General features: G+C 37.7%; 29 protein-coding genes. 11 read left to right on the plus strand and 18 right to left on the minus strand.

The features are described 5' to 3' along the window. Together IJF99_RS08475 and IJF99_RS08480 are read right to left on the minus strand one after the other, a co-directional pair. Positions 1-506 (minus strand): bifunctional 5,6,7,8-tetrahydromethanopterin hydro-lyase/3-hexulose-6-phosphate synthase (locus IJF99_RS08475; protein WP_292794295.1); only part of this gene is annotated, 506 nt, incomplete at its 3' end. 52 nt (positions 507-558) lie between these two features. After that, on the minus strand, positions 559-2382 hold the full coding sequence (locus IJF99_RS08480) for a threonine--tRNA ligase (RefSeq protein ID WP_292794231.1): 1824 nt from the start codon (positions 2380-2382) through the stop codon (positions 559-561). A gap of 109 nt (positions 2383-2491) precedes the next feature. On the opposite strand from IJF99_RS08480, the gene cfbB reads away from it, so the two are divergent. Next, positions 2492-3841: a Ni-sirohydrochlorin a,c-diamide synthase gene (cfbB, locus tag IJF99_RS08485; RefSeq protein WP_292794233.1), complete on the plus strand. Its 1350-nt coding sequence runs from the start codon at positions 2492-2494 to the stop codon at positions 3839-3841. 1 nt (position 3842) lies between these two features. After that, complete coding sequence (locus tag IJF99_RS08490) at positions 3843-4892, plus strand: oligosaccharide repeat unit polymerase family protein (RefSeq protein WP_292794235.1); 1050 nt, start codon at positions 3843-3845, stop codon at positions 4890-4892. Here IJF99_RS08490 and IJF99_RS08495 read toward each other — a convergent pair. Next, on the minus strand, positions 4869-5777 hold the full coding sequence (locus IJF99_RS08495) for a restriction endonuclease (RefSeq protein WP_292794238.1): 909 nt from the start codon (positions 5775-5777) through the stop codon (positions 4869-4871). The two genes, IJF99_RS08490 and IJF99_RS08495, sit on opposite strands and share 24 nt — an antisense overlap. A gap of 126 nt (positions 5778-5903) precedes the next feature. On the opposite strand from IJF99_RS08495, the gene surE reads away from it, so the two are divergent. Beyond that, positions 5904-6683 carry a 5'/3'-nucleotidase SurE gene (gene surE / locus IJF99_RS08500; protein WP_292794241.1) on the plus strand — a complete coding sequence of 260 codons (780 nt, stop codon included), beginning with the start codon at positions 5904-5906 and terminating at the stop codon, positions 6681-6683. Here surE and IJF99_RS08505 read toward each other — a convergent pair. Then, entirely contained in the window at positions 6672-6815 is a 144-nt protein-coding gene (locus tag IJF99_RS08505) for a hypothetical protein (RefSeq protein WP_292794244.1), read from the minus strand. The genes surE and IJF99_RS08505 overlap by 12 nt on opposite strands. 74 nt (positions 6816-6889) lie before the next feature. On the opposite strand from IJF99_RS08505, the gene IJF99_RS08510 reads away from it, so the two are divergent. After that, positions 6890-7087, plus strand: coding sequence for an LSM domain-containing protein (locus IJF99_RS08510; RefSeq protein ID WP_292794247.1), 198 nt, complete (start codon positions 6890-6892; stop codon positions 7085-7087). Between the two features lie 54 nt (positions 7088-7141). Here the strand turns inward: IJF99_RS08510 and IJF99_RS08515 are convergent, their stop codons facing one another. Both IJF99_RS08515 and ilvC read right to left on the minus strand, forming a co-directional pair. Then, entirely contained in the window at positions 7142-8146 is a 1005-nt protein-coding gene (locus IJF99_RS08515; RefSeq protein WP_292794250.1) for a methanogenesis marker 12 protein, read from the minus strand. A 52-nt stretch (positions 8147-8198) separates the two neighbouring features. Next, a complete protein-coding gene (ilvC, locus tag IJF99_RS08520; protein ID WP_292794252.1) occupies positions 8199-9191 on the minus strand; it encodes a ketol-acid reductoisomerase in 993 nt (330 codons plus the stop codon). 246 nt (positions 9192-9437) lie between these two features. Here ilvC and IJF99_RS08525 point away from each other — a divergent pair, with 246 nt between their 5' ends. Both IJF99_RS08525 and IJF99_RS08530 read left to right on the plus strand, forming a co-directional pair. Next, entirely contained in the window at positions 9438-9854 is a 417-nt protein-coding gene (locus IJF99_RS08525) for a hypothetical protein (protein WP_292794254.1), read from the plus strand. Further along, on the plus strand, positions 9832-10251 hold the full coding sequence (locus IJF99_RS08530; RefSeq protein ID WP_292794256.1) for a hypothetical protein: 420 nt from the start codon (positions 9832-9834) through the stop codon (positions 10249-10251). The genes IJF99_RS08525 and IJF99_RS08530 overlap by 23 nt, the downstream gene beginning before the upstream one ends. A 24-nt stretch (positions 10252-10275) precedes the next feature. Here the strand turns inward: IJF99_RS08530 and IJF99_RS08535 are convergent, their stop codons facing one another. Genes IJF99_RS08535 through IJF99_RS08545 form a run of 3 tightly spaced genes read right to left on the minus strand, consistent with a single transcriptional unit; the run spans position 10276 to position 12986 of the window. Continuing rightward, complete coding sequence (locus IJF99_RS08535) at positions 10276-10803, minus strand: carbonic anhydrase (protein WP_292794258.1); 528 nt, start codon at positions 10801-10803, stop codon at positions 10276-10278. 2 nt (positions 10804-10805) lie between these two features. After that, the gene (ilvN, locus tag IJF99_RS08540) at positions 10806-11291 is read right to left on the minus strand and encodes an acetolactate synthase small subunit (protein ID WP_292794260.1); all 486 of its coding nucleotides are present in this window, start codon (positions 11289-11291) and stop codon (positions 10806-10808) included. Beyond that, a complete protein-coding gene (locus tag IJF99_RS08545; RefSeq protein WP_292794262.1) occupies positions 11292-12986 on the minus strand; it encodes an acetolactate synthase large subunit in 1695 nt (564 codons plus the stop codon). 74 nt (positions 12987-13060) lie between these two features. Here IJF99_RS08545 and IJF99_RS08550 point away from each other — a divergent pair, with 74 nt between their 5' ends. Beyond that, positions 13061-13417, plus strand: coding sequence for a DUF2085 domain-containing protein (locus IJF99_RS08550; RefSeq protein ID WP_292794264.1), 357 nt, complete (start codon positions 13061-13063; stop codon positions 13415-13417). Further along, on the plus strand, positions 13407-13649 hold the full coding sequence (locus tag IJF99_RS08555; RefSeq protein ID WP_292794266.1) for a zinc-ribbon domain-containing protein: 243 nt from the start codon (positions 13407-13409) through the stop codon (positions 13647-13649). The genes IJF99_RS08550 and IJF99_RS08555 overlap by 11 nt, the downstream gene beginning before the upstream one ends. 25 nt (positions 13650-13674) lie before the next feature. Here the strand turns inward: IJF99_RS08555 and argF are convergent, their stop codons facing one another. The 3 genes from argF to purD all read right to left on the minus strand — a co-directional run bounded on the left by argF (position 13675) and on the right by purD (position 16789). After that, positions 13675-14580, minus strand: a complete 906-nt coding sequence (gene argF / locus IJF99_RS08560) for an ornithine carbamoyltransferase (protein WP_292794268.1) — start codon at positions 14578-14580, stop codon at positions 13675-13677. Positions 14581-14643: 63 nt separating this feature from the next. Next, the gene (locus tag IJF99_RS08565) at positions 14644-15459 is read right to left on the minus strand and encodes a TMEM175 family protein (RefSeq protein WP_292794270.1); all 816 of its coding nucleotides are present in this window, start codon (positions 15457-15459) and stop codon (positions 14644-14646) included. A gap of 19 nt (positions 15460-15478) precedes the next feature. Next, positions 15479-16789, minus strand: coding sequence for a phosphoribosylamine--glycine ligase (gene purD, locus IJF99_RS08570; protein ID WP_292794272.1), 1311 nt, complete (start codon positions 16787-16789; stop codon positions 15479-15481). A gap of 113 nt (positions 16790-16902) precedes the next feature. Here purD and IJF99_RS08575 point away from each other — a divergent pair, with 113 nt between their 5' ends. Genes IJF99_RS08575 through IJF99_RS08585 form a run of 3 tightly spaced genes read left to right on the plus strand, consistent with a single transcriptional unit; the run spans position 16903 to position 19209 of the window. Further along, positions 16903-18276: an MATE family efflux transporter gene (locus IJF99_RS08575; RefSeq protein ID WP_292794274.1), complete on the plus strand. Its 1374-nt coding sequence runs from the start codon at positions 16903-16905 to the stop codon at positions 18274-18276. After that, positions 18263-18679: a MarR family winged helix-turn-helix transcriptional regulator gene (locus tag IJF99_RS08580; protein ID WP_292794277.1), complete on the plus strand. Its 417-nt coding sequence runs from the start codon at positions 18263-18265 to the stop codon at positions 18677-18679. The genes IJF99_RS08575 and IJF99_RS08580 overlap by 14 nt, the downstream gene beginning before the upstream one ends. After that, positions 18676-19209: a nitroreductase gene (locus IJF99_RS08585; protein ID WP_292794279.1), complete on the plus strand. Its 534-nt coding sequence runs from the start codon at positions 18676-18678 to the stop codon at positions 19207-19209. Before IJF99_RS08580 ends, IJF99_RS08585 begins: the two co-directional genes overlap by 4 nt. Positions 19210-19244: 35 nt before the next feature. On the opposite strand, the gene argS is transcribed toward IJF99_RS08585, so the two are convergent. The 6 genes from argS to IJF99_RS08615 form a co-directional block, all read right to left on the minus strand. Further along, positions 19245-20945, minus strand: coding sequence for an arginine--tRNA ligase (argS, locus tag IJF99_RS08590; RefSeq protein WP_292794282.1), 1701 nt, complete (start codon positions 20943-20945; stop codon positions 19245-19247). Between the two features lie 17 nt (positions 20946-20962). Next, positions 20963-21388 (minus strand): signal peptidase I, encoded by a 426-nt coding sequence (locus IJF99_RS08595; protein WP_292794285.1) that lies wholly within the window; start codon positions 21386-21388, stop codon positions 20963-20965. 5 nt (positions 21389-21393) lie between these two features. Continuing rightward, on the minus strand, positions 21394-22668 hold the full coding sequence (gene hemL, locus IJF99_RS08600) for a glutamate-1-semialdehyde 2,1-aminomutase (RefSeq protein ID WP_292794288.1): 1275 nt from the start codon (positions 22666-22668) through the stop codon (positions 21394-21396). Positions 22669-22677: 9 nt separating this feature from the next. Next, positions 22678-23307 carry a cobalt-precorrin-8 methylmutase gene (locus tag IJF99_RS08605; RefSeq protein WP_292794291.1) on the minus strand — a complete coding sequence of 210 codons (630 nt, stop codon included), beginning with the start codon at positions 23305-23307 and terminating at the stop codon, positions 22678-22680. Between the two features lie 490 nt (positions 23308-23797). Continuing rightward, positions 23798-24994, minus strand: a complete 1197-nt coding sequence (locus tag IJF99_RS08610; protein WP_292794293.1) for an aminoacetone oxidase family FAD-binding enzyme — start codon at positions 24992-24994, stop codon at positions 23798-23800. 6 nt (positions 24995-25000) lie between these two features. Further along, positions 25001-25151: amino acid--tRNA ligase-related protein (locus IJF99_RS08615; protein ID WP_292794297.1), on the minus strand; the 151-nt coding region annotated here is incomplete at its 5' end.

Raw genomic sequence — 25151 nt, forward strand, 5'->3', positions numbered from 1 at the left:
AGTTTTTTGACTTTGAATCCCATGATTGGGTGAGTTCCACGGTCTTTTTCTGCAAGCACTTTTTCGATTGATGGGTAACCTTCCATTGCTCTTCTGATAGCCAATTTGGTTGCTCCATAGTTGTATTGGTAGATTTTTCTGTAATCTTCAGCTGAAGGGTCGATGAATACACTTACATTGATTACAATGTCTTCAACAATGTCTTTTGGAATGTATCCGTCTTCCACTGCATCTGCAACAGCTCTTGCAACTGCGGTCTGTGCAGGTCCGAATATTTTGCTTGCGTCATCCAAATCACCGACGGTTACTTTAGGAATGATTAAAGTTGCCGGTTTGGTCATTAGGTTAGGTCTGATTACACTTGTTAGTGGAGTGTGGCCTACGGAAAGGTTAGATAAACCATTAGCGAAAGCTTGACCGACTGGTCCTTGCTTGTCACCGATTAATAAGTCAACGTGTGCTAATTCTGGGCCGTCTCCAATAAGAGCTTCTCCTATTCTATACATTGGGTCCATTAAATTTCCTCCATATTATAATATAATTTTCATTTTTAATAAACTATTGGAAGTTAATCCTTCTTGAGATATCTTTTGGTAAAGGTAATCTTCTGAACGGTTTTCCTTCACATTTAGCATTAATTTCATTGATTAATTCGTCGACTGTCATGTCGACTTTCTCGCCGGTTTCACGTACGGTTACCTGGAACTTGCCTGATTCGGCTTCCTTGTCTCCCACTACAAAGATGTAAGGTATCCATTCCTGTGATGCGTTTCTGATTTTCTTGCCGACGCTTTCATCCCTGTCGTCAATATCCACACGGATGTTTGCAGAGTTGATTTTTGAATATAATTCTTCTGCAAATTCCTTGTGAGATTCTCCTACAGTTAAAATCCTTGCTTGAATTGGGCTTAACCAGGTTGGAAGCATAGGTGCTCTTTCATCGATTTCGATAGCTGTTTTCTCAAGCATTGCGCATAACACCCTTTCGATACTTCCGGTTGGGGAGGTGTGCAGGATTGTCGGGTTGTGCTGATTGCCGTCTTCACCCAAATAGGTAATGTCAAATCTTTTACCGCTTTCAACATCTATCTGCACGGTTGGGTTTTCGATAGGGCGGCCTAATGCGTCGATGTTTGCAAGGTCTATTTTGCATACCCAGTAGTGGTGCCTTTCAGGCAGGATTTCCAAGAGAATTGGTTTTTCGAATTTTCTTGCAATCTCATACATCCACTCTTCGTTTTCATCAAAGAAGTCCTGGGTTGCCCTGAAGATCACTTCAAAGTCAAGGTTCAAGTCCACGCCTGTCTGCATGCACATGTCGGTTTGCTGGGAGAATTCCTCAAGTGATGCCTGCACGTCAGTGCAGAATGAGTGGCAATCAGGCATGGTGAATGCCCTTAATCTTTTAAGCCCGACAACTTCTCCTTTTTTCTCATAACGGAAACTGTATCTGGTCAATTCAAAGATTTTGGCAGGGAAGTTTTTCCAGGTCAAATATGAATCGGACATCAGTCTGAATGCACCGAAACATGCCGCAAACCTTAGCATGAGATTCTTTTTGGTGTCTGTTCTGTATTGCCTTTCACCGAACTTGTAAGCGTGCTCGTATATTGCCTGGTTGTCCAGGTCATAGAAGATTGGGGTTTCGACAGGCATTGCTCCGCGCTCAACTGTCAGGTCGTAAACGTAATCCGCCAAAAGGTCCCTGATAAGTTTTCCTTTCGGATACCATCTGAGGTTTCCCACATCGGATGCAGGTTCATAGTCACAGATTTCCTTTTCACGCATGATCTTAACGTGTGGAGGTTCTCCTTCGTCTGAAGCTCCGCGACCGAGTTCATAGTCGACCAATTGTTTGAATGCACGGTTTTCGAAGTTGAAATCATCGATTTGGGTAATCTTGTCTCCTTCAAGGATTTGCCATTTTGAAGGTTTCCTTTCAACTTTTGCCTCTTCTTTTTCTGCGGTTATTGTTCTTGAAAGTTCGCTCAATGGGTGTCCTTTGCAGGAAATTTCAAATGCCTTATACCATCCGAAAGGTACTCTTTGAACTGTTAAGTTTTCAGCTAAAAGTGCCTGTTCCGCATCCTTTAGGATTTGAACGGCGACTTTTGGAGAACTTAATGATGAAGACAAGTGAGCATATGGATAGAGAACGATATTTTCAGCTTGAACTTGATCATTAGTTTTTAAAACCTCTTTAACTAAGTTTTCAACAATACCTTCTGGATTATTTTCGTCATCTTTTTCAACAGCTGTAAATACTACTAAAGAATCATCAAAGGAGCCTTGTTTTTTTGCTTCTTCGATTTCCTCGGCTACAGGTGTTTCTTTTTTCACATTATAATTCAAATAATCAGAATGAATAAGAAGTATTCTCATTTAATCACCATATATTAGTGATTTATTTTATATTACTAATATTATATAAAAATTAGGAAAAAAAATATGCTACATTAAAAGTATATTAAAAGCAACATAATATAATATTATGAGAATCATTTTAGCAGGAACCGGCAGTGCAGTTGGGAAAACCACAATTGCAACCGGAATAATGAAAGCCTTAAGTGATAAATATAATGTCCAGCCATTTAAAGTGGGGCCAGATTACATCGACCCGTCATACCATACACTGGCCACCGGAAACACTTCAAGAAACCTCGACTCATTTTTCATGAAGGAAGGTCAAGTCAGGGATTCGTTTCTTAAGGGAATGAATGGTAAAGACATTGCAGTCATCGAAGGCGTGCGCGGATTATATGAAGGAATCGACTCAATAAATGATATTGGAAGCACTGCCAGCGTTGCAAAATCATTAAAGGCGCCAGTAATACTGATTATAAATTCAAGAAGTTTGGTTAAAAGTGCAGCCGCTCTTGTATTGGGCTTCAAATCACTGGATCCCGAAGTCAACATTGCAGGAGTCATCCTCAACAAAGTTAAAAACAAAGCGCACTATGAGAAAACAAAAAGGTCAATTGAGGAAATAACCAAAACCGAAGTAATTGGAGGTATTGTTCGTGACGACAGTATTTCCATTGAACAAAGGCATTTAGGACTTGTTCCTGCACGCGAAAGGGAAACTTCAATCAAGTTCATTGACATCTGGTCAAAAACAATCAAGGAATCAATTGATCTCGACAGACTGGTTGAAATAGCCAAAACCGCACCTAAAATAAATTCCGAACTCGAACCTATCTGGAATAAGTTAAATAAGGAACATGTTAAAATCGGTGTTGCATACGATGAAGTCTTCAATTTCTATTACAAGGAAAACATCGAGGCCCTGGAAGCCAACAATGCTAAAATAGAATATTTCTCACCATTAAACGATGAAAACCTGCCTGATGTTGACGGATTATACATCGGCGGAGGATATCCGGAATTATTCTCAAAAGAATTATCCGCCAATTACCAAATGCTAAAAGACATCAAGCAATTCCATGAGGAATCAAGGCCAATCTTTGCCGAATGCGGAGGACTGATGTATCTCATGAACTCCATACATGAGGATAAGGTGGTTGACGTTTATCCATACAAGGCCGTTTTGACAGACCGCGTTCAGGCCCTGAAATACACAATAGCTGAAGTGCAGGAGGACAATATTATCTCCAAAAAAGGAGAAGTGTTCCACGGCCACGAATTCCATTATTCAAAAGTCATTGTTAATGAATTGAAACATCCATTGGCATTTAAGATTACAAGAGGCAAAGGGTCATATGATTTGCAAGACGGATTTATGGAAAAGAACACTCTTGCAAGCTATGTTCACACCCATGTGGCTGCAATGCCCGACTTTGGAGGAAATTTGGCAATTTCTGCAAGGGAGCTAGGAGATTAGCATGAAAAATAAAACTGATTTTTTCAATCCGATGATTCTTGTTGTTGGAATGCTCGCGTTTCTTGCAATGGGCTATATCGGGTCATTCAACTACAGATTCGAAGATCCCTTGAAACTGGAAGTGATTTTAACAATTATTTTTGCCTGCATCGTATTTGCAATCGGCGTTTTACTCGTAAAATACAAAACAAATGTCGAAGGAAAGGAAATAACATTTCTAAGCGAAAAATTAATCTTAGCACTGACAATAATAGCTTTAATATTGCAGGCACTCAATCTGGTTCTTTTAGGAGGCATTCCACTATTCAACAGCACCCTAAAGGCAAATGCAACCACAAACATCTGGAGAATAGCCTATCCATTATTTTTAATCATGCTGAATCTGCTTCTTGCAAAATACTATAACCGGAAATATTTGGCTTTAATAATAATCGGAGCTCTGATATTTGGCCTGAACGGCTACAGAACTTCAGTTTTAGGAATTTTAGGTAGCTCTTTCATCACATTATACTATTTAGAAAAGATCTCCAGAAAATTCGCAATACTGTTCATAGCGGCGATAGTGATTGGATTAATGGCTGTCGGCTACATCGCTTCACAGTCAATTGCAGGCCAGCACTGGACACTGAATCCCTTGGAACTGATCTTTTACCGTGCTGCATTCACCCTGGAAGTCTTTGAAAAAATCATTCCGTTGGCAGGAACCACAAATGGACATATATTAAGCATGATTTTCTCATCCGGAAGTCCCCGAACTTTCATTGGAGAATATGTACTGCACTATACAGTCTGTTTGACTTCAACACTCTTCGGACCTGTGATGCTTGATTTCGGATACATTGGATTGACCATCCAAATGCTGTTTATGGGAATGTTTCTGGAACTGGTCCATAAATTAAAAAAAGGAATCGGAGTGGGGATTTACTCCATAATATTAACACACACAATTATCTGGATAGAAACCGGACCGACAGACATTATGATTTGGTTTTTATACCTGATAGGTTTAATCTATATTCTAATTATCCTATACAAAAATCAGGATAATTAAAATGATTAATGAAATGAAGAATACGAATGTTCCTTTTACGATGAAATCCGCATTTCTGTCTGTATAGAATGACAATCCATAAGCCAGCGCCAATGCGACGAACATTTCCACCAAACCGACCATGCCTGCATCCATTCCTAACAATCCTGCAATAACAGAAATAAGATAGGATACGATAACGACAAGCAAAATCAACCCGATAGGATTTTGAACTATTCTGAAGAACAATGAATCCGGACCAAATCTGCTTGGCCTTGTATTATAATTGTATAAGTTGGTTTGAGTATAAGGACTTAAACTGCCTGTTCTGCGTGCAGGTTTCCTGTTCAACAATGAGGAAATTCCTCTAGGCTGGTCTTCATCAATCTGTCTGTACAATGTATTTTTATAGAAATGAGGCTGTGCATCCCTTCTCTGCATGATGTATTCCATATCTGAAGCATCATAGGTATATTCAGGATATTCCTCTTCAATATAGGCTGACGCCCCACCGTCATAAGGCGTATTGTCGAGAGTTGTTTGGTTAGTTCTGTCCTGATACTTTTTAGCCATTTCAAGCAGATTGTCACGGTCAACCAGCTTAATATTTTTCCTGAGAGCATAGTTTTTAGCCTGCTCTGAGAAATAAGCTGAAGTTACAATAGTTACTTTAGAAGCTTTAAGACTTTCCTGCACTTCTTCCATTTCCTTCAATACATCTACGCCAATTCTGAACTCCTTATCATAATTTTTACATGCTACAACTACTCCAAAATCCCCAATTGTTGTGGGTAGAATTGCATATATGTCAATGACCTTTTGCGAGGTTTTAAAATTCTTATAAACCTTAAAACCGGAGTCCTCCATTACTTTCGCTATAAAATTAATCAATTGTGGTTTTTCCAAGTTTCCACCCGCATGTGTTTTTTACTAAATAACATTATAACTTATGAAACAAATTGTTATTAAAGTTTTTTATAACCGGCCATTCAACCTAAAATTATTTAAAAAATAAACTACCCAATAAAGTATATGAAAGCATTAATCAGTAATGACGATGGAATAACAGCTTCAGGAATCCTTGCCTGTAAAAATGCAGTTGAAGACTTATGTGAAACTTATGTAGTGGCTCCTGAAACTCAACAAAGCGGAATCGGTCATGCATTGACTTTATATGAACCATTGAGAATGAATGAACATACTTTAAAGGATGGCAGTGCAGGCTATGGAGTCAGCGGAACACCGACCGATGCCGTTACGCTCGCATTATTTGAAATTATGGACGAAAAACCTGACATCATGATATCCGGAATAAATACCGGTTTCAACATTGGAAAATCAGAACTTACAACATCAGGAACGCTGGGTGCGGCGATTGAAGCGGCAAGCTTCGGCATTCCTACAATTGCAATCTCCCAGGAAGTTACACGAGATGACATCAAGTTCGAAAACGGTGCCATTGAAGTTGATTTTGAATTTGCCAAAAAAATGCTAAATAAATTAGCTAAAATCGTTTTAAAAAAAGGATTACCTGAAGGAATTGACCTATTAAACGTTAATGTTCCTGCCGATCCTTCAGACGATGAGTTTGAAATTTCTCATTTGAGTGACAGGATGTACAATCCGGTTATTGAAAAACGCATTGATCCACGGGGCAAGCCATATTACTGGATTGACGGTGAACCGTATACATCACACTTGCCTGGAAGCGACGGTTATGTATTGCGCAATTTGCATAAAACTTCAATAACTCCATTAAAAATAGATTTGACTGAAGATATGAAAGACTTAAAAGATTTTTTAGATATTTAAATCTTTAAGAATTTTATCTCTTTCCTGACGAAGTTCATTTAGAATCTTTTCGTCGGTACAACCGTCCTTTTCAAGCTGAGCCAATGTTCTGGTAATTGCTGCCAAATTACTTTCTAATTGATTAATTGCCATGGTATAATATTAAAACATTAAAGTATATAAATCTAAAAGATTAATTATAATATACTGTAAAAGGATTGAAAATCATGACAGAAAGAGAACAAGTAAATAAACTATTCAGACAATTTAAAAATAAAAATGTGACTGTAGAATTAAGAGACAATAACCAAGCTGAAGGAAAGATAATAGCTATTGACAATTACTTAAATATCGTTTTAGAAAAGGATGACGGCATCCAAACCTTAAAAGGCGGAAATATCGTATACGTTAGCCTAAAGGAATAAGTCCATCACTATTTTAACGCCCAAAAAAAATCTATTGTAGAAAATATGATTCTATCATATATCTACTTCTATACCCAAAATATTATTTTTACCATTATAAACATCTTTAGCTATTTGAGCAGCACCTATTGCACCAGATTCCTTTGATATTACCCTTAATTCATATTTATTCTTGAAATACTTATTGATTTCATCTTCAAAGTTGAACGGTTCGGTTGCACTTCCAACAGAACCTGTCAAAACAATGCCTTCAATGTCATTTTCACAGACCATATCCAAACCGGCTATTTCCATTGCCACGGTCATTATCAAAGTGTTAATGGCCAGTTTTGCCTTTTCATCGCCGTTTCTATAGTTTTCCAGCAGCTGATTTTTCATGTTGGCCACTTTGCCGTCGATTCCTGCAATCTTAATGGCTCCGGCATGTGAAAAGCATTCGTTGGCGGTGCGTCTGCCTTCATCAATGTCACGTATCATTTCCAAATCGATTGGCCCATGCACAATTCCCATGGCACCAATACAGGCATCCATCGCCCCTTTGATTTTGGAATCTTCAATCAGAATGTCTACGCTATTGGAGGAAATGTCTGCGACAATGAAGTTCTTCCATCCGGTCTGCTTGACTGCATTATATGAAATGCTCACCTTTTCCGGGCTTGCCTGGTGAGAATAAGCGGCATTGAACAACTCATTTAATGAAGTGGAATCCTTGTGAAGGCCGGGAATCATAATGGTTGGAATATCTGAACTTTCCAGCTCGGAAAATACGGAAGTTCCCCCTCCTGTAACCTTGCCGGCACCGTTGATTGACAATATTCCCCTGTCCTCAACCTTTTCAATCGGGAGAATCTTATTGAATCCGTCACCCATTGCGTATGTGATTGCCATTAGCTTAACGGAATCAAGATCTGTTCTTTTGGATAGCTCTTCGATAGCGGATACTTTGCCGCTTTTGGAATCCTCTCTATCAATTTTGAAAATATCTATTATTTCCCCATCCTGGGACATCAAACAAAAAGAAATTCCAGTTGTTCCATGGTCCATTCCAATAAATACCATGATTACCACGTGTTATATTAATGATAAAAATAAAAAAAAGAAAGAAAAAGACTTAATCGTCTTTTTGTAATCCGCAAGCTTTTCTGAGTCTTTCACCAACAATTTCAATGTCTTTTTTACCTTCGGCAGCTCTCATTTCTTTCAAGTTAGCTCCGTCGGTAGCGTTTTCATCAGCCCATTGTTTTTTGAAAGTGCCGTCTTGGATTTCTTTTAAAACCGCTTTCATGCCGTCTTTAGCTTCTTGGGTAATGATTCTGTTACCTCTGGTTAAACCACCGTATTCAGCAGTGTTACTTACATCGGTCCACATTCCGGCAAAACCTTTCTCATAGATTAAATCTACGATTAATTTTACTTCGTGGCAAGTTTCAAAGTAAGCGATTTCAGGCTGGTAACCTGCTTCAACCAGAGTTGTGAATCCTGCATTAATCAATTCAGTGATTCCTCCGCATAAAACGGTTTGTTCACCGAACAGGTCAGTTTCAGTTTCTTCTTGGAAAGTGGTTTCCAAAACACCTGCTTTGGTTAATCCACATGCTTTTGCCATGCCTAATGCTAACTGTAGAGCATCGCCGGTTGCATCTTGTTCGACTGCGACTAAACCTGGAATACCGAATCCTTCTTCGTAAGTTCTTCTTACCATGGATCCAGGTCCTTTTGGTGCAAACATTACTATGTTTACGGTTTCGTCAGGTTTTATTAATCCGAAATGGATGTTGTAACCGTGGGAGAATGAAATGGTGTTGCCTGCTTCAACATAAGGGGCAATTTGTTCATTGTAAACTCTTTCTTGGATTTCATCAGGTAGCAAGATGTGAATGATATCAGCTTCAGCAGAAGCATCTTCAATAGTTTTCACGGTCATTCCATCTTCTTTTGCTAAGTTCCAAGAGCTACCGTTTTCTCTTAAACCTACAATAACGTTAGCTCCACTGTCAGCCATATTTCTAGATTGTGCTCTTCCTTGTGAACCGTAACCGATTACTGCTATGGTTTTTCCTTCAAGAGCATCTGTATTTACATCATCGTCGTAATACATTTTCATTTAAAATCATCTCTTTAAAATAATTTGATAATAATCAAGATATCATATAAAATATCACTTAATAATTATGATTTTTTATATTAATAAAAGTAACTTAAAGTTAAAAATTAATTTTAAATATTAAAAATATAATATGGCTACAATATTGCTTTTATTTCATTAAAAAAAGGCTAATTTAAAGTTAAACTATATATACCAGACATAACATAATACAGATTAAATTTCAAAAAATTTTGAGGAAGAAAAATGAAATTAGAATTTCAAAAATCAGTACCATCATATACCAGAAGTGTAGATCTTAAATCTAATAATAATGACCTTGTTGAATTGATTAAAAATAATTTTAAAATCCCAAATAATGACCTTGACAATATAATTTCATTTATTGATGAAGATGAAGAACTAAAAAAAATTATCTTTGAACTACCTTCCATAATTAGAAAAGAATTTCCAGACGATGACATGCAAATTAAATTCTATGATGAATTTCAAGAATCAGAACTGATTTTAGAAGTTGGCATTTTTTCTTCATTTGATGAAAAATCATCTTTTGAAAAAGAAAAAAGCTTGGAAAACAATTTATATGAAAAATATGATTGGGACAGTGTTGATAAAATTTTAATATTGATGGAGTATGAAAATGACAAAAGAAGAACCATTTGATTGGAAAGAGTTCTATGAACTAGGAGATTCATATATTGAAGATGAAAATCCTGCAACACAAAGAACAGGAATTAGTAGATTCTATTATAGTGCATTTTGCTCATCAAGAGATTTGATAAATGAGAAAGCAGCTTATTTGAATACTACTTCTAAAAGAATCATGACTGGAGAAAAAAGAGGAAATGTGCACCAAGAAACTAGAAAAATCTTCAACGAGCACCCCCGTTATAAAAATGACAAAAAATGTAGAATGATCTCTCGAAACCTAAACAAACTAAGAAAAATGAGAAATGAAGCAGATTATGATAAAATAACCACAAAACCATTACCTCAAATGTTAGAAAATTCTAAATCTAGATCGAAATATATTTTAGAATTATTAGAAGAATTTTCATGAAAAAAATAAGGAAAATAGATGGAACTAATAACCATCTACTAAAACTTTCAACTCACCGGTTACAATATCGATTATTAGACCGTGTACGGGCACGTCCGGAATCAATGGATGGTTTTTGATTTTTTCTACAACGTTTTTAACGTTTTCCTCTTCATCTTCAAATCCGCCGATCCATTCTGCAAGGTCATATTTTGCAATGTCTTCCTCTTTGATGCCGCGTGCAATCATCTTTTCTTTTAAGGCATCCACATCTGCACCAGCCATGCCGCATTCTGTGTGGCCTACAACCAATACTTCTTCAGCACCAAGGTTGTATAAGGCTGCACCAATTGATCTGATGGCATCTTCACCTACAATAGAGTTTCCTGCATTTCTAACGATTTTTGCATCTCCTCTTTTAAGGCCTAGTGCCGGTTCGAAAAAGTCAATCAGTCTGCAATCCATACAAGTTAGGATAGCTAACTTTTTAGCCGCATGGTGAGACATTTCTTCGCCTTCAAAACTTTCTACAAATTTCTTATTGTCTTCTAAAACATTTTCCAATATAGTCATATTTATACTCCCCTTGACATGGCTGTAAGGCCAGTGCGTGCTATTCTAATTATTCCATAGCTTTCTACTAAAGATAAAAATGCATTGATCTTCTGTTTATCTCCAGTGAGCTCAATAATCAATGACGCTTCTGTTACATCTAGAATTTTTGCTCTGAAGATATTTGTATACTGCATTATTTCAGCCCTTGCCTTTTCATCGGGAACACTTACCTTTACAAGGCATAATTCCCTTTTAACAGCAATTTGAGTAATATCTTTAATCTTTATGACGTCAACCAGTTTGTTAAGTTGTTTGGTAACCTGCTCCAAGCCCTTATCATCTGCATGAACGGTTATTACCATACGGGACAATCCTTCTACCTCTGAATTTCCAACTGTTATGCTGTCAATGTTGAATCCTCTTCTGTTAAACATTCCTGCTACCTTTTGCAATACACCCGGTCTGTCTTCGACTAATGTTGAAATGACATGGTATTTTGAATCCATTTAAATCACATCCTTTTCAAGCTTATATTCGCCAATCATCTCATTGATTCCGGCGCCAGGAGGAAGCATCGGCAAAGTCTCTTCAGAATCGATTACGACATTTAACAATATAGGTTCATTGTCTTTGATTGCACTTGATAATGCTTCTTTGGTTTCTCCAGGTTTTGTAATTCTAACTCCGTTAATTCCAAAACTTTCTGCAAGTTTTACAAAGTCAGGACTGTCTTTAAACTTGGTTTGTGAATGTCTTCCATCATATAATAGTGTTTGCCATTGATATACCATTCCCAGGGTTCTGTTTTCCAAAACAACCGCAATGACAGGTATGTCATAATCCTTAACGGTGGCCAATTCCTGGCAAACCATTAAAAATCCACCGTCACCGTTTATTGACACGACAACATCATCAGGACAGGCAACTTTAGCACCAATGGCTGCAGGGAATCCGAATCCCATGGTTCCAAGACCTCCTGATGAGATGAATTTACGTGGCTTTTGAGTGTCAAAGAAATGTGCTGCCCACATTTGATTTTGGCCTACATCAGTTGTCAATATGGATTCAGGTGTTAAAACCTCTGAAATTTCCTTGATAACTGTTTGAGGTTTTAAAGGCACATCATCATAAGTGACACGAGGAAGTAACTCTTGTTTTTTCTGTTTTATCATATCAGTCCAATTGTTTACTTCAGATGATACCTCATAATTACTTAAAATCTTATTCAATGAGGATAAGATATTTTTAGCATCGCCTACAATCGGCAAGTCCACATCAACATTTTTTCCGATTTCTGCAGGATCTATATCAATATGAATAACTTTTGAATCGGGAATAAAACTATCCAGTCTGCCTGTGGTTCTATCTGAAAATCTTACACCAATAGCTATTAACAAATCAGACTCATTGATATAATCATTGGAAACTTTTCTTCCATGCATGCCCAGCATACCTAATGCCAAATCACTGGTCTCATCGATGGCCCCTTTTCCTAAAAGTGAAGTTACAACAGGAGCATTGATTGTTTGTGCAAATTCCTTCAGTTCGCAGCAGGCATTTGATATGATTACGCCTGCACCCGCAAGAATCATCGGCTTTTTAGCCTGCTTAATTAGGTCGCGGGCCTTCTTGATTTGTCGAATATTGCCTTTAATGGTTGGATTATAACCAGGGGTTTCTATTAAATCGTCTCTGAACTCTGTCAATTCCCCCTCCTGAACTTCCTTTGGAACATCGATTAAAACAGGCCCTGGCCTTCCACTGGAAGCAATTTCAAAACTGGATTTGACTATGGAAGGTAATAAGTTTGAATCTTTAGGTTGAAAACTGTATTTTACAATAGGCATTGTGATTCCAATAATGTCTGCTTCCTGGAATGCATCATTTCCAATCAAGTGAGTTGGAACCTGACCTGTAATAGCCACAATTGGAGAAGAATCCATGTAAGCTGTTCCTATACCAGTTACAAGATTGGTTGCTCCCGGACCTGAGGTTGCCAAGCACACACCCACACGACCAGATGCTCTTGCATAACCGTCAGCTGCATGAGCTGCGCACTGTTCATGTCTAACAAGTATATGATCTATGTCTGCATCATATAACATGTCATAGAATGGTATGGTTTGTCCGCCAGGATAACCAAATATTGTTTTAACCCCCATCTTTTTGAGGGATTCAATTATCGCTTCTCCGCCTCTCATTTTAAAAACCTTTTTATTTATTATGTAAAACTTTTTGTATACAAAAATATATATAATTATTGAAAATAATATTAATGTTAGCAAATTGTGTTGATACTATGAATCCGGCAAAATACATGTGCCACAGAATTCCAGAAAGAAGTTTCTTTATCAAAGGCCATCAGTTTCCAGTCTGTGCCAGATGCACCGGTTTTTACACCGGTTTAGTTGTATATCTGATATTTAACCTCTTTTACAGGCATCCGTATGATTTAAACATGCTATTCATTTCGATGATACTCATGATTCCTGTGGCAATTGATGGCATCACACAATATTTCGGCCCGAGGGAAAGTACAAATAACTTAAGGTTCATAACAGGTTTTATTGGCGGAATAGGTTTAATAATATTTTTAAAAATAATCATAAGGGGGATTTTGAGTGTATTGTAGAAAATGTGGAGAAAAAAATCCTGACGATGCAGTCTACTGTAGAAATTGCGGAGAAAAATTAATAGAAGAAGTCAAAAAACCGGAAGTTGTTGAAATTCAAGACAATGAACAAAAAACACACACTTCAAGCTCAACTACAACAAGCACCTCTAACGGTGATTCAAATGCCCTTTCATGTTGTTTGTGCCTAATTGGAATATTTATAATATTTGCAATAATGGGGGCTTTATAATTAGATATTAGAGTTAAGAATAACTCTATTTCAAATAATAGTATAAGACAGCCTTCTGGGCATGCATTCTGTTTTCCGCCTCATCGTAAATTACAGATTGAGGTCCATCAATAACCTCGGCAGTTACCTCCTGACCACGAATTGCAGGCAGACAATGCAGGAAAATAGCTCCATCATTAGCCAGACTCATTAAATCGGAATTTACTTGGAACGGGGCGAAATCCATTTTTCTTTGTTCTGCTTCAGCCTCATCTCCCATGCTCACCCAAACGTCAGTGAAAACCGCATCGACATTCTGCATTGCCAAGCCGATATCATCGGTTATTGTTATTTCAGTATTGTTTTCATCGGCATATTCCTGAGCAGTCTTTAGAATATTCTCATTAGGCTCATAACCTTTAGGACAGGCAACTGACATGTCCATACCAAGCAACGGAGCGATTAACAAAAGGGAATTTGATACATTGTTTCCATCACCGACAAAACAGATTTTCTTGCCTTTCCAGTCACCTAAATGTTCCTTGATTGTCAGCATGTCGGCAAGAGCTTGGCAAGGGTGTTCCAAATCGGTCAGTCCATTAATGACAGGCACATCGGAATGTCTGGCCAATTCCTCTACATCGGAATGTTTTATGGCCCTTATCATTATTCCGTCGACAAAACGGCTTAAGACCTTGGCTGTGTCGGAAATCGGTTCTCCTCTGCCCATCTGCAGATCATTGGATGATAAAAAGATGGCCCTTCCACCTAACTGGTACATTCCAACATCAAAGGAAACCCTGGTACGGGTTGATGACTTTTGAAAAATCATCGCCAATGTCTTGCCTTCAAGAGGTTTATCTTCCGTTTCGCCCGCTTTGATTTTGCTGGCCAAATCAAGAATGTATTTCACATCGTCTTTGATATCACTGATAGATAATAAACTGCTCATTTGAAATTCCCCAAATAATCTTAACAAAAATAAGTATATCTTTGTAATATATATTAAATGTTTCTATGAGCTCATTTTAAAATTGATATCCCTGAGGGTCGATATTACAGGGACTAAAAAGTACAGGTAAATGAAGTTGCTGGATACATTGAAATCTAAGAGGTTTACAATGACTGTCAAACCCATAATAATGAAAAATGTGGTGTAAATATATCTTTTTTCATTTTTTGAAGGTGTTTTTTCTAAAAATCCTCTATTTGAAGCATAACTGAACATTAACATGAATAAAATAATTGTCAGCAATATGTTTATGCCTAGAACTACATTGGCCAGGAAAAACTGGGAGTAGTATCCTATGACGGAAGTTGAAAATGGGATAAATGAAATGCATGCCAGATAGAAAATATGCATCCATAAAAAAGGAATGTTCAGACTGGTGATTTTCATGAATTCATGATGGTAAACCCAAAAGGAGCTGACCAATATGAAACTTACAAGGGTGATTCCTATTGTTGGAGTGATTGAATATATGAAAGCAACAAAATCCCCGGAGGTTAAAAGCTCTATTTCAGGCAATGCAACGCCAAATACCAAAAGGGTCATTACCATTCCGAAAATGCCGTCAGTTAGGCCCAGCAATCTTCCGGGATCAACATCGATGTTCCTTTCGAAAGAGTTCATGAATCTATCATAATAACTCATCTTGAGGTCATCGAACTTTTCCTCGGCGGGAGTGTCGGAATATTTTTCTTTAATATCGTCTTTAAGATCCCTGATTTTTTGAAGAGTTTCATCATCAAATTCTTCACTTAAATCAGCAAAATCATCCAAAAGCTGCTTTTTCAGTTCTTCAAATTCACTTTGAGAAATAAAAATCACCACAAAAAATAAAAGAAATTTAGTTTAAAATTTCTTTCATGTGTTCTATACGTTTATTTACAAGTTCTGTTGTTCCAACATCTCTTCTGTGGTAAACGTTACCTTTTACAAATTCACATGCTTTTTCAGCTATTTTTTCAGCCTCTTCAATGGATTCTCCACTGGCTACAATACCTAATGCTCTGGAGCCGGACATGTGAATTCCGTCATCCTCCTGTGAAACCGCAGCATAAAATACCTTGGCGCCCAAATCCTCAATAGCTTCCTCATCGACTTCGATGAGTTCTCCTGCATATTCGGTTTCAGGATATCCGTCTGGCACTATGTATTTGCATACGCTGGCCTTATCTTCAAATTCCACTTCATCAAGAGTTCCATCAACGATTGCTTGACAGACGTCTGCCAATGGAGTTTTTAAGAGTGGCAATACATTCATTGCTTCAGGGTCACCGAATCTTGCATTATATTCAATGAGTTTAGGTCCTTCAGCAGTCAGCATGAACTGGCCATACAAGATACCTTTGTATGGTTCTGCTTCTTCAGCAATGGCTTTAATTGTTGCCTGCATTATTTCTACTGCTTTATCATAATCATCCTGAGTTAAGAATGGCAATAGTCCTCCGACATCTGAGTATGAACCCATTCCACCGGTTATTGCACCGACATCGCCTTCAAACGCATGAGGATGGTCCTGTGCTGCAGGCATTGGAGCTAGGTGTTCCCCATCACAGAATGCCTGGATTGTGAACTCTTCACCTATGAGCCTTTCTTCAATAATTACTTGAGCAAATCCGCCCATTACATTATCAATGACTTCACAAGAGTACTCTTTTGCTTCCTCATTATCCTTAAGGTGGTCTCCGACAATTTTAACTCCTTTACCTCCGGTCAATCCGACAGGTTTTACTACGACCTGTTTGTCGAATTCGTCAAGGAATTTTGAAACGTCTTCGGAATTGTCGAATACTTTGTAGACAAGTGACCCTTCGATTTGATAGTCCTCAAAGAGTTTTCTCATAAATGACTTATCGGTTTCGATTCTTGCTGCACTTTGGGTTGGTCCAACGCATTTGATTCCATTCTTTTGAAGTTCGTCGACTATTCCTTTTCCAAGTGGGGCTTCAGGACCGATAAATGCAATGTCAATATCATTTTCAACAGCGTATTGAGCTACTTTTTCAACTTCCCCTTCATCGCCTTGTTTGAATTCGGCGATTTTGGACATTCCGGGGTTTATTTTGCTCATGTAGCAGTATAACTCAACATCATCTTTTAAACCGTCAGCAATTGCATGCTCACGAGCACCAGTTCCAACAACTAAAACTTTCATGATAAGGTCTCCTATTTGATTAAAGTTTTATGATTAAAAATATTTAACATTAACTTTAAATACTAACAATTGCATATACAAGAGTATAATTGCATATGCAAGAGAGGTAAACCATGGAAAAAAATGAAAATGTAGAAATGATTACAGGAGACCCAAAAAAGGCCATCAATAAATTATCCTTGCCGATAATAGCCAGCATGTTTCTAATATTTGCAAACAACATTATCGACAGTATCTGGGTAGCGGGCCTTGGTGCAGAACCCCTGGCAGCATTAGGATATGTCACACCATTATTTATGATAATGGTAGGATTCGGAAACGGACTGGGAGCAGGTGGAAATTCATTGATTTCAAGATACATCGGAGCCGAAGACAAACATTCTGCAAACAACGCCGCAATCCATAACATGATTCTAAGCTTAATAGTCTCCTTAATAATTACGGCCATATTTCTCGCATTTCTCAAGCCCCTGCTTATTTTGATGGGAGCATCTTCAGTTTTAGATTATGCAACAGAATACGGTTTCATAATATTCGCATGGACTATAGGACTTTTAATGCCACCAATAGTCGGCGGCGCATTCAGGGCAGAAGGAGACATTAAAAGGGCAACCCTGCCGATAGCATTGGCCGCAATAATAAACATGATTTTAGATCCAATATTCATATACACATTAAACATGGGGATTGCGGGAGCCGCATGGGCAACGGCGATTGGACCGTTCATAAGTTTGCTTTTAATGTTCTACTGGATATTCATTAAAAAGGACACATATCTCTCTTACAACAAAAAAGATTTCCACAATGACTTCAGGATGTACAAGGATATTCTAGTGGTAGGTATTCCGGCAAGTCTTGAACAATTGGTACTGTCCGTTCTCACAATCTTCGTGAATTTCATGCTAACAATAGTGTCCGGACCAACATCAGTGGCCGTCTATACTGCAGGATGGAGGATAGTGAATATCGGAATGTTGCCGGCGATAGGAGTTGGAACAGCCGCAATATCAGTTGCAGGAGTGGCATATGGAGCCCGCAAATATGAAAATCTAAGAGTAACAGCAAGATATGCTGTTAAAGTGGCCCTGACAGCATCAATAATAGTGTGCATAATCCTATATGTATTCGCAAACCAGATTGCTTTGATATTTTCATACTCAGAAAACAGCTCCGGATTAGCGCCATTGATTGCAGGATTCCTGCAGATAATGTGTCTATTCATATTATATGTGCCGTTTGGAGCAAGTGCCGGTAATGTATTCCAAGGAGTTGGAAAAGGAACAATATCATTTATCCTGACAACATTCAGGGAATTCATTCTGGTTTTGATATTCGCATATCTGTTGGGATTCACATTAAACATGGGAGAATTTGGAATATACTCCGGAATGCTTCTGGGAGGAGGAATAGGATCGCTTATATGCTACGCTTGCATCGAATTGTATATCAACAAATTAATAAGGAGCCAGAACAATGCCATTCGATGAAGACATCCCGACTCCACCTCTTGTTTCCCTGCTCCACAGAAAACAGACAACATTCATTAATAACAAGTTAAAAGATGTGGACTTAAGTTCAGGATTATACCCTTTATTGATAAAAACCTACAAGAATGAGGCAATCAGTCAGGAGGAACTGGCAGAGGAACTCCATATCAATGAAAGCACAGTTACAAGAAACCTTGAAAAACTTGAGAATAAAGGTTTAATCACAAAAACGCCCAAAAAAAGGAAAAAAATCATAAAAACCACCAAAAAAGGTGCTGAAATAGCCCAGACTATAATGGATTATGATAACGAATGGGACGAAAAAATTAAAAAATCATTGAGTGAAGACGAATATGATGATTTCAGAGATTATCTAATAAAAATCTGTGAGGAGTTAATATGAACGAAACTATAGAAAACCTGAAAACAAGAAGAAGTATCAGAAAATTCAAAGATGAACAAATCTCAGATGAAGATTTAAAAACCATCCTGGAAACAGGAACCTACGCACCAACCGCAAGAGGCCTGCAATCACCGAAAATAGTTGTTATTCAAAATCCCGATACAATCAAGGAACTTTCAGCATGGAACAGAAGTTTCTTCCCGACAGAAGTTCCGGACGATTTGGATCCATTCTATGGCGCAAAAACATTATTGATCGTTTTAGCCAACGGTGAAGTTCCAACATGGAAGGAAGACGGTTCAAGTGTATTGACAGTTCTTGTAAATGCCGCCCACGCTATCGGTGTCGGCTCATGCTGGATTCACAGGGCATATGACGAGTTCCAAAGCGAGAAAGGAAAAGAACTCCTAAAAGAATGGGGAATTCCAGAAACCTATGAAGGGATTGGCCATGTGGTTTTGGGATATCCTGATATGGAAGCACCGGAACCATTGCCTAGAAAAGAAGATTATATCGTGTATATCGATTAAAAAAAAAAGAAATTAAAGATGAGTTAATAACTCATCTACATTTTTTCAGGTGCGGAAACACCTAAAATATCCAAAGCGTTTTTAATGGTTATCCTAGCTCTATCAACTAAGATTAATCTTGTATCTTCCACATCAGAACCGATTACCTGTTCTGACTTGTAGAATCTGTTGAATGAACCGGCCAAATCCTGACAGTATTGTGTAATATTGTGAACTCTCATTTTGTCGGCGCAATCATCAACCACCTGTGGGAATTTAGCGATTTGCCTTACCAGGTCCTGTTCAATTTCATCAGGAGTCCAATCTTGTGCAACTTCCAAAGAGCTTATATCCTTACCTGATTTTTTAAGCAGCTTGCATGCCCTTGCATGTGCATATTGAATTGAAGCGCATCCTCTTTCGAAGCTTAAAGCTTCATCCCATTTGAAAGTCAGGTGTTTTTCAGGGGATAGTTTAGCAATGAAGAACCTGACGGCCCCTACACCAATCTCTTCAGCCATTGGTGCAATCTCTTCATTGGATAAATCAGGATTTCTTGATTTGATTTCATCAGTTGCCCTTAAAACGGCTTCATCAATCAAATCATCGACGGATACGAATTTGCCTCTTCTTGTTGACATTGAACCTTCAGGCAATGTGATGAATTCATAAAATATAACTTCAGGAGGTGTTTGTCTGAGGATTTCTTCAAATATGACTCTAATCTGCTCAGCGGCCAGTTTGTGATCTGAACCTAAAATATCAAGTACAGTGTCGCCTAATGTAGCTTTATATTTATGATAAGCCAAATCACGAGTGGAATAAAGTGAAGTTCCATTTGAACGGCGCAAAACAAATTCCTTTTCAATGTTGAAGTCTGTCAAGTCAATGTAGAGCACATCATCCTCACGGGTGAATCCTTCCCTTTGAATATAGTAGACCAACTCGTCGACCTCACCGCTTCTGACAAACTGTCCTTCCCATACGAAATCATCATGATTTATATTCATTCTTTGAAGCGTTTCCTTCATTCCGGAGATGCAACTTGAAACTACTTGCTCGAAGATTGCATTTAATTCATCGTCTTCACCTTCTTCATATTTTTGAATCAGTTCATCTACCTTACTTGCCAGATTTTCATCTTCTTCAACGGCTTTGTTGGCATCAAAGTATAGCTTACCGATTTTATGGTCCAGTTTGTCCCCTTCATAATCTTCAATCTTAAAGCCGCATTCGGTTATGCCGCAGACGATAATGGCGATTTGACGACCCATATCGTTCACATAATACTGGGTTGTGACGTCCCTTCCGCCCAACCTTAAAAGCCTTGAAAGTGAATCACCAAAAACAGAGTTTCTGATGTGTCCTATATGCAGCGGACCGTTTGGATTTGCTGAAGTGTGTTCCAGGACAATCTTTTCACCGGTTGAAGGAAGCTGACCATAATTATCATCAACCTTTTCCAGCAATAGCTTTGCGAATTCATCATAATTGATGAAGAAATTAACATAAGGACCGAAGTTCTGAACTTTGCTGAATATTTTTGGAACTTCAATTTTCTCAACCAAGTCTTTTGCAACTTCCGGAGGAGAAGTCCTTAATTTTTTAGTAAGCTCGAATGCAATAGTGCTTGCAAGGTCGCCTAAATTAGGGTTCGGTGGAAAATCCAACCTGAAATTCCTATCAACTTCCACATCATACTGATCCAATGCCTTATTAATGGCATCAATAGCTTGTTTTTCTATTTCAAAATACATTAACTCACCTATAATAATTATAAACCTCTTAACCAGAGGGAAAGATAACCGATTTTCGGAATAATGACTAAATTATCATTGAATGTAACTACTTTTTCCTGAATTTGGTCGGAAGTTACATAATAAGGGTCTGCCTTGTCATTATTATCCCCTTTAATCACATACATCGTGGTTCCGTTAATATCCGTAATATTAATGATTCTATGGATTACCGGTTCATCATACCATGCAGCATCATAAACAACCACATCTCCAACTTCAACGGCACTAGGGTCGAATTCATTGATTCCTAAAAAGTTTGCCTTTTCAACCAAAACGATGTCACCCCTATAGAATGCCGGCTCCATACTGCCAGAAACAACAACATTTAAATGCTGAGCGGCAATCAAAACAATTATGAGAATAATCACATATGATGCGATTTCTTTAAAGTCAATCTCCATTTACATTACCTTCTTCTTTTTTTAAATGCGGCTTCCAGTGCTAATTCAATAGCATCTGAAGTCCTTTGCAAATCTTCCATGCTGTGTGCATTTGAAATGAAATTACATTCAAACTGGGATGGAGGAATAAATACGCCCTGTTTCAACAAGGTCTTAAAGTATCTCAGGAATTGTTTTCTGTCAGATTCCTGTGCATCGGCATAATTATAAACCGGTGCAGGATTGAAATAAATCTGAAACATTGAAGCAAGCCCGACAGGCTGGATATTATACCCTTCATCATCGATTATTGATGCAATATTGCTTCTGAGGAAATTTCCTTTACGTTCCAATTCCTTATAAAAATCATCATTTAACTGGGTTAAAGTAGAAATGCCCGCTTGAACTGATATAGGGTTTCCTGAAAAAGTACCTGCCTGATAAACCGGACCTTGCGGTGCAATCAACTCCATGATTTCCCTTTTACCGCAAAATGCACCCATCGGAAGGCCCCCTCCCACGATTTTACCTAGAGTTGTCAGGTCGGGAGTGACGCCATAATATTCCTGAGCTCCACCACGGAAAGCCCTGAAACCGGTGATGACTTCATCAAAAATTAAAATTATATCGTTTTCTTCTGTAATTTTTCTAATGAATTCCAAAAATCCCGGTTTCGGTTCAATGCAACCGACATTGCCCATTACCACTTCCATGATTATGCAGGCAATGTTTTCTCCTTCCTTTTCAATCAGTTCAGTGAGTGCTTCCTCATCGTTGAATGGAACAGATAAAGTATTTTTTGTTGTATCTTCAGGTATTCCTGGAGAATCAGGTAAGGTTGCGGCTCCTGAACCGCCTTTAACCAATACATAATCATGGGCACCATGATATGCGCCTTCAAACTTAACTATCTTGTCTCTACCTGTAAAACCTCTTGCAAGTCTGATTGCACTCATTGTGGCTTCAGTTCCACTATTGCAAAATCTGACCATTTCAGCTGATGGAATCCTGTCAATCACTTCCTTTGCAAGAGTTATTTCATTTTCAGTTGGAGCGCCATAAGCGGTACCGATAGTCAATTGATTAGAAACTTCCCTTACAACTTTAGGATTTGCATGACCTAATATTAAAGGTCCATAAGCCAAACAATAGTCAATGTAAGTTTTGCCGTCTTCATCAGTGAGTTTAGACCCACCTGCACCTTTAACAAAAAATGGATAAGGTTTAAAAGCCCTTACAGGAGAATTCACTCCACCAGGGAAATATTTTTTTGATTCATTGAACAGTTCTTCAGAATTCATTTTATCACACTACAAATGTTGTACTAATGAGTTTACACAAGCTACAGCAATCGGTGTTCCGCCCTTTGGTCCTTCGACAATGATATTTGGAATGTCAGAATTATGCAGCACCTCTTTAGAATCGGCCGCACCTACAAAACCAACTGGAACTCCAACAATAGCCTTAAGATTCATTTCACCTTTTTCATATAAGTCCATCGCTTCAAAAACAGCAGTCGGAGCATTGCCTGAAACGACAATGCCTTCAAAATCATTGGCCGCAGCATATCTCATGGCCGCCGCCGCCCTTGTGATTTGGTTTTCCTTAGCTATTTTAATGACTTCTTCATTTTTAATGTAACACTCAACTTCCCCTTCATATCTGGTAATTCCATATTTAACCATGTTAATATCAGTTAAAATGGTTTCCTTATTTTTAAGGGAATCCATAGCTGCATCTACAAAATCAGGACTGATTTTTACTAATTTTGCATATTCCGGATCTGCTGTTGAGTGAACAATACGTTCAACAATGTCTCTTTCTATAGGTTCCAAATCTTTAACATCATCTCCAATAAGGCCTCGGATAATTTCTCTACTTTTATTTGCAATATCCAAACCTTGTTTAGTTGATGCACCCATGAACATTTTGTCTGTCATAATGTTAGTTATGTATTAAATATATGTTAAATATTATGTTTAATATCACTAAGGAACTGTCAATTTTGGATACCATAAATCATCAAAAAAAATAATACAAATTTGATTTAAGAAAAATTATAGTTTTAAAATAAGAACAATAATGATTAGTTAAATCAATGCCTATAACATGATAAACATGTTTGAACAGATAGACATTGAGTTAAATTTACTTATACAAATAGAATTTAAGTACCCAGAATTGGATTTTAAACTCTAATGAAATATATTGTATATAAACTTTATTATTTTTTAATTTATAAACCATAGAGTGTCAATTAGACCCAACAAACCCGAACATAGCTTATTCAAAGCTAACGATAAACAATGATTATAATATTTGATGGTTCCTATAGTTTAAAGGGGAAATCCATTATTGCATCGGATTAATTATATGTAATCAAGATGATGAAGATCTATCTAAAAAAATACAGACAATATGTATATTAAACTAATCATGTTTTTCACCGGCTGAAAAGCCAGCCAGATATCCTGTTGAAAATGCAATCTTTAAATTATAACCGCCAGTCGGACCATGCACATTGAGAACCTCGCCTGCAAAGTAAAGTCCTGCCGTTAATGTTGATTCCAATGTTTTTGGATTCAGATAATTCAAATCAACACCTCCGATGGTAATCTTAGCCAATGAACTATTGAAATCGGAAATCTCAAATGTGAATCTCTTTAAGTTTTCAATCAGACGGTTTTTACTCTTTTTATCAACCCTGGATAATTGCAAATCCCCATCCAATCCAATTTCATCCAAAAAGAAACTTATAAAACTATTAGTTAAAAACGCTTTTAAATAGTTTTTAAGCATTGTTTTTCCCTTAATCTGAAAATCAGCTGTGAATTTTTCCTGAAGATTTTCTCGGGTATAGTCCGGACACAAATCAATAGCTATTTCCAAATCGACTTCAGGGTCGTCTTCTAATAAGTTATAACTTATACCTTCAGATATTTCATTGCTTAAATTGATGATTGCGGGGCCTGTCAGACCAACATGTGAGAACAAGACGTTTCCCCTAATCTTGCTTTTCTTATAGCTTACGACAACATCATACAATGTAACGCCGGCAATATCTGATAGATCTTTAGTAGTTACCAACGGGCTAAGGCCATATCTAATATCTGTCAATGGCTGTGAAGTCAGGGAGTAGTTTTCAATATTGCAGCCGGTTTGCGGATATGTTGCGCCACCTGTGGCTATGATAATCTTATCCGCCTTTATTGAATCGTTAATGATAAAATCTTCGGAAATCTTTTTTACTTCAAAGTTATATTTGATGGTCACATTCCCCAATTTGTCAATTAGTCCCTCTAAAACATCACCAGCCTTTTCGGTTTCAGGGAAAATCCTGTTGTCATCCTCTTCGATAAAGTCAAAATCAAACAATGAAAACAGGTCTTCATTGGTAAATGAATAAAAAGAGTGCTTTAAAAAGTTCTTATCATTAAAAAAAGTTAATAGCTGTTTTATTGGCTTGTTGTTGGTAATGTTACATCTCCCCCCACCTGTCATCAATAACTTACGGCCTAGAGAGGAATTTTTCTCAAGCAATATTACTCGAGAAGTCCCGCTAGCGGCAATTGCGGCCATTATTCCGGCAGGACCTCCGCCAATAATAGCTATATCGAATTTCTCCATATTTATCTAAGGAGTCAATCTGTGTCTGTCTCTTGGGAAGAGTACACATTCACGAATGTTTTCAGCACCAGTAAGCACCATAGTTAATCTATCAGCACCTACACCCCATCCAGCATGAGGAGGCATACCATATTCAAATGCTTTTAAGTAACTTCCA

The sequence above is a fragment of the Methanobrevibacter sp. genome (assembly GCF_017406825.1).
Taxonomy (GTDB): Archaea; Methanobacteriota; Methanobacteria; order Methanobacteriales; family Methanobacteriaceae; genus Methanocatella.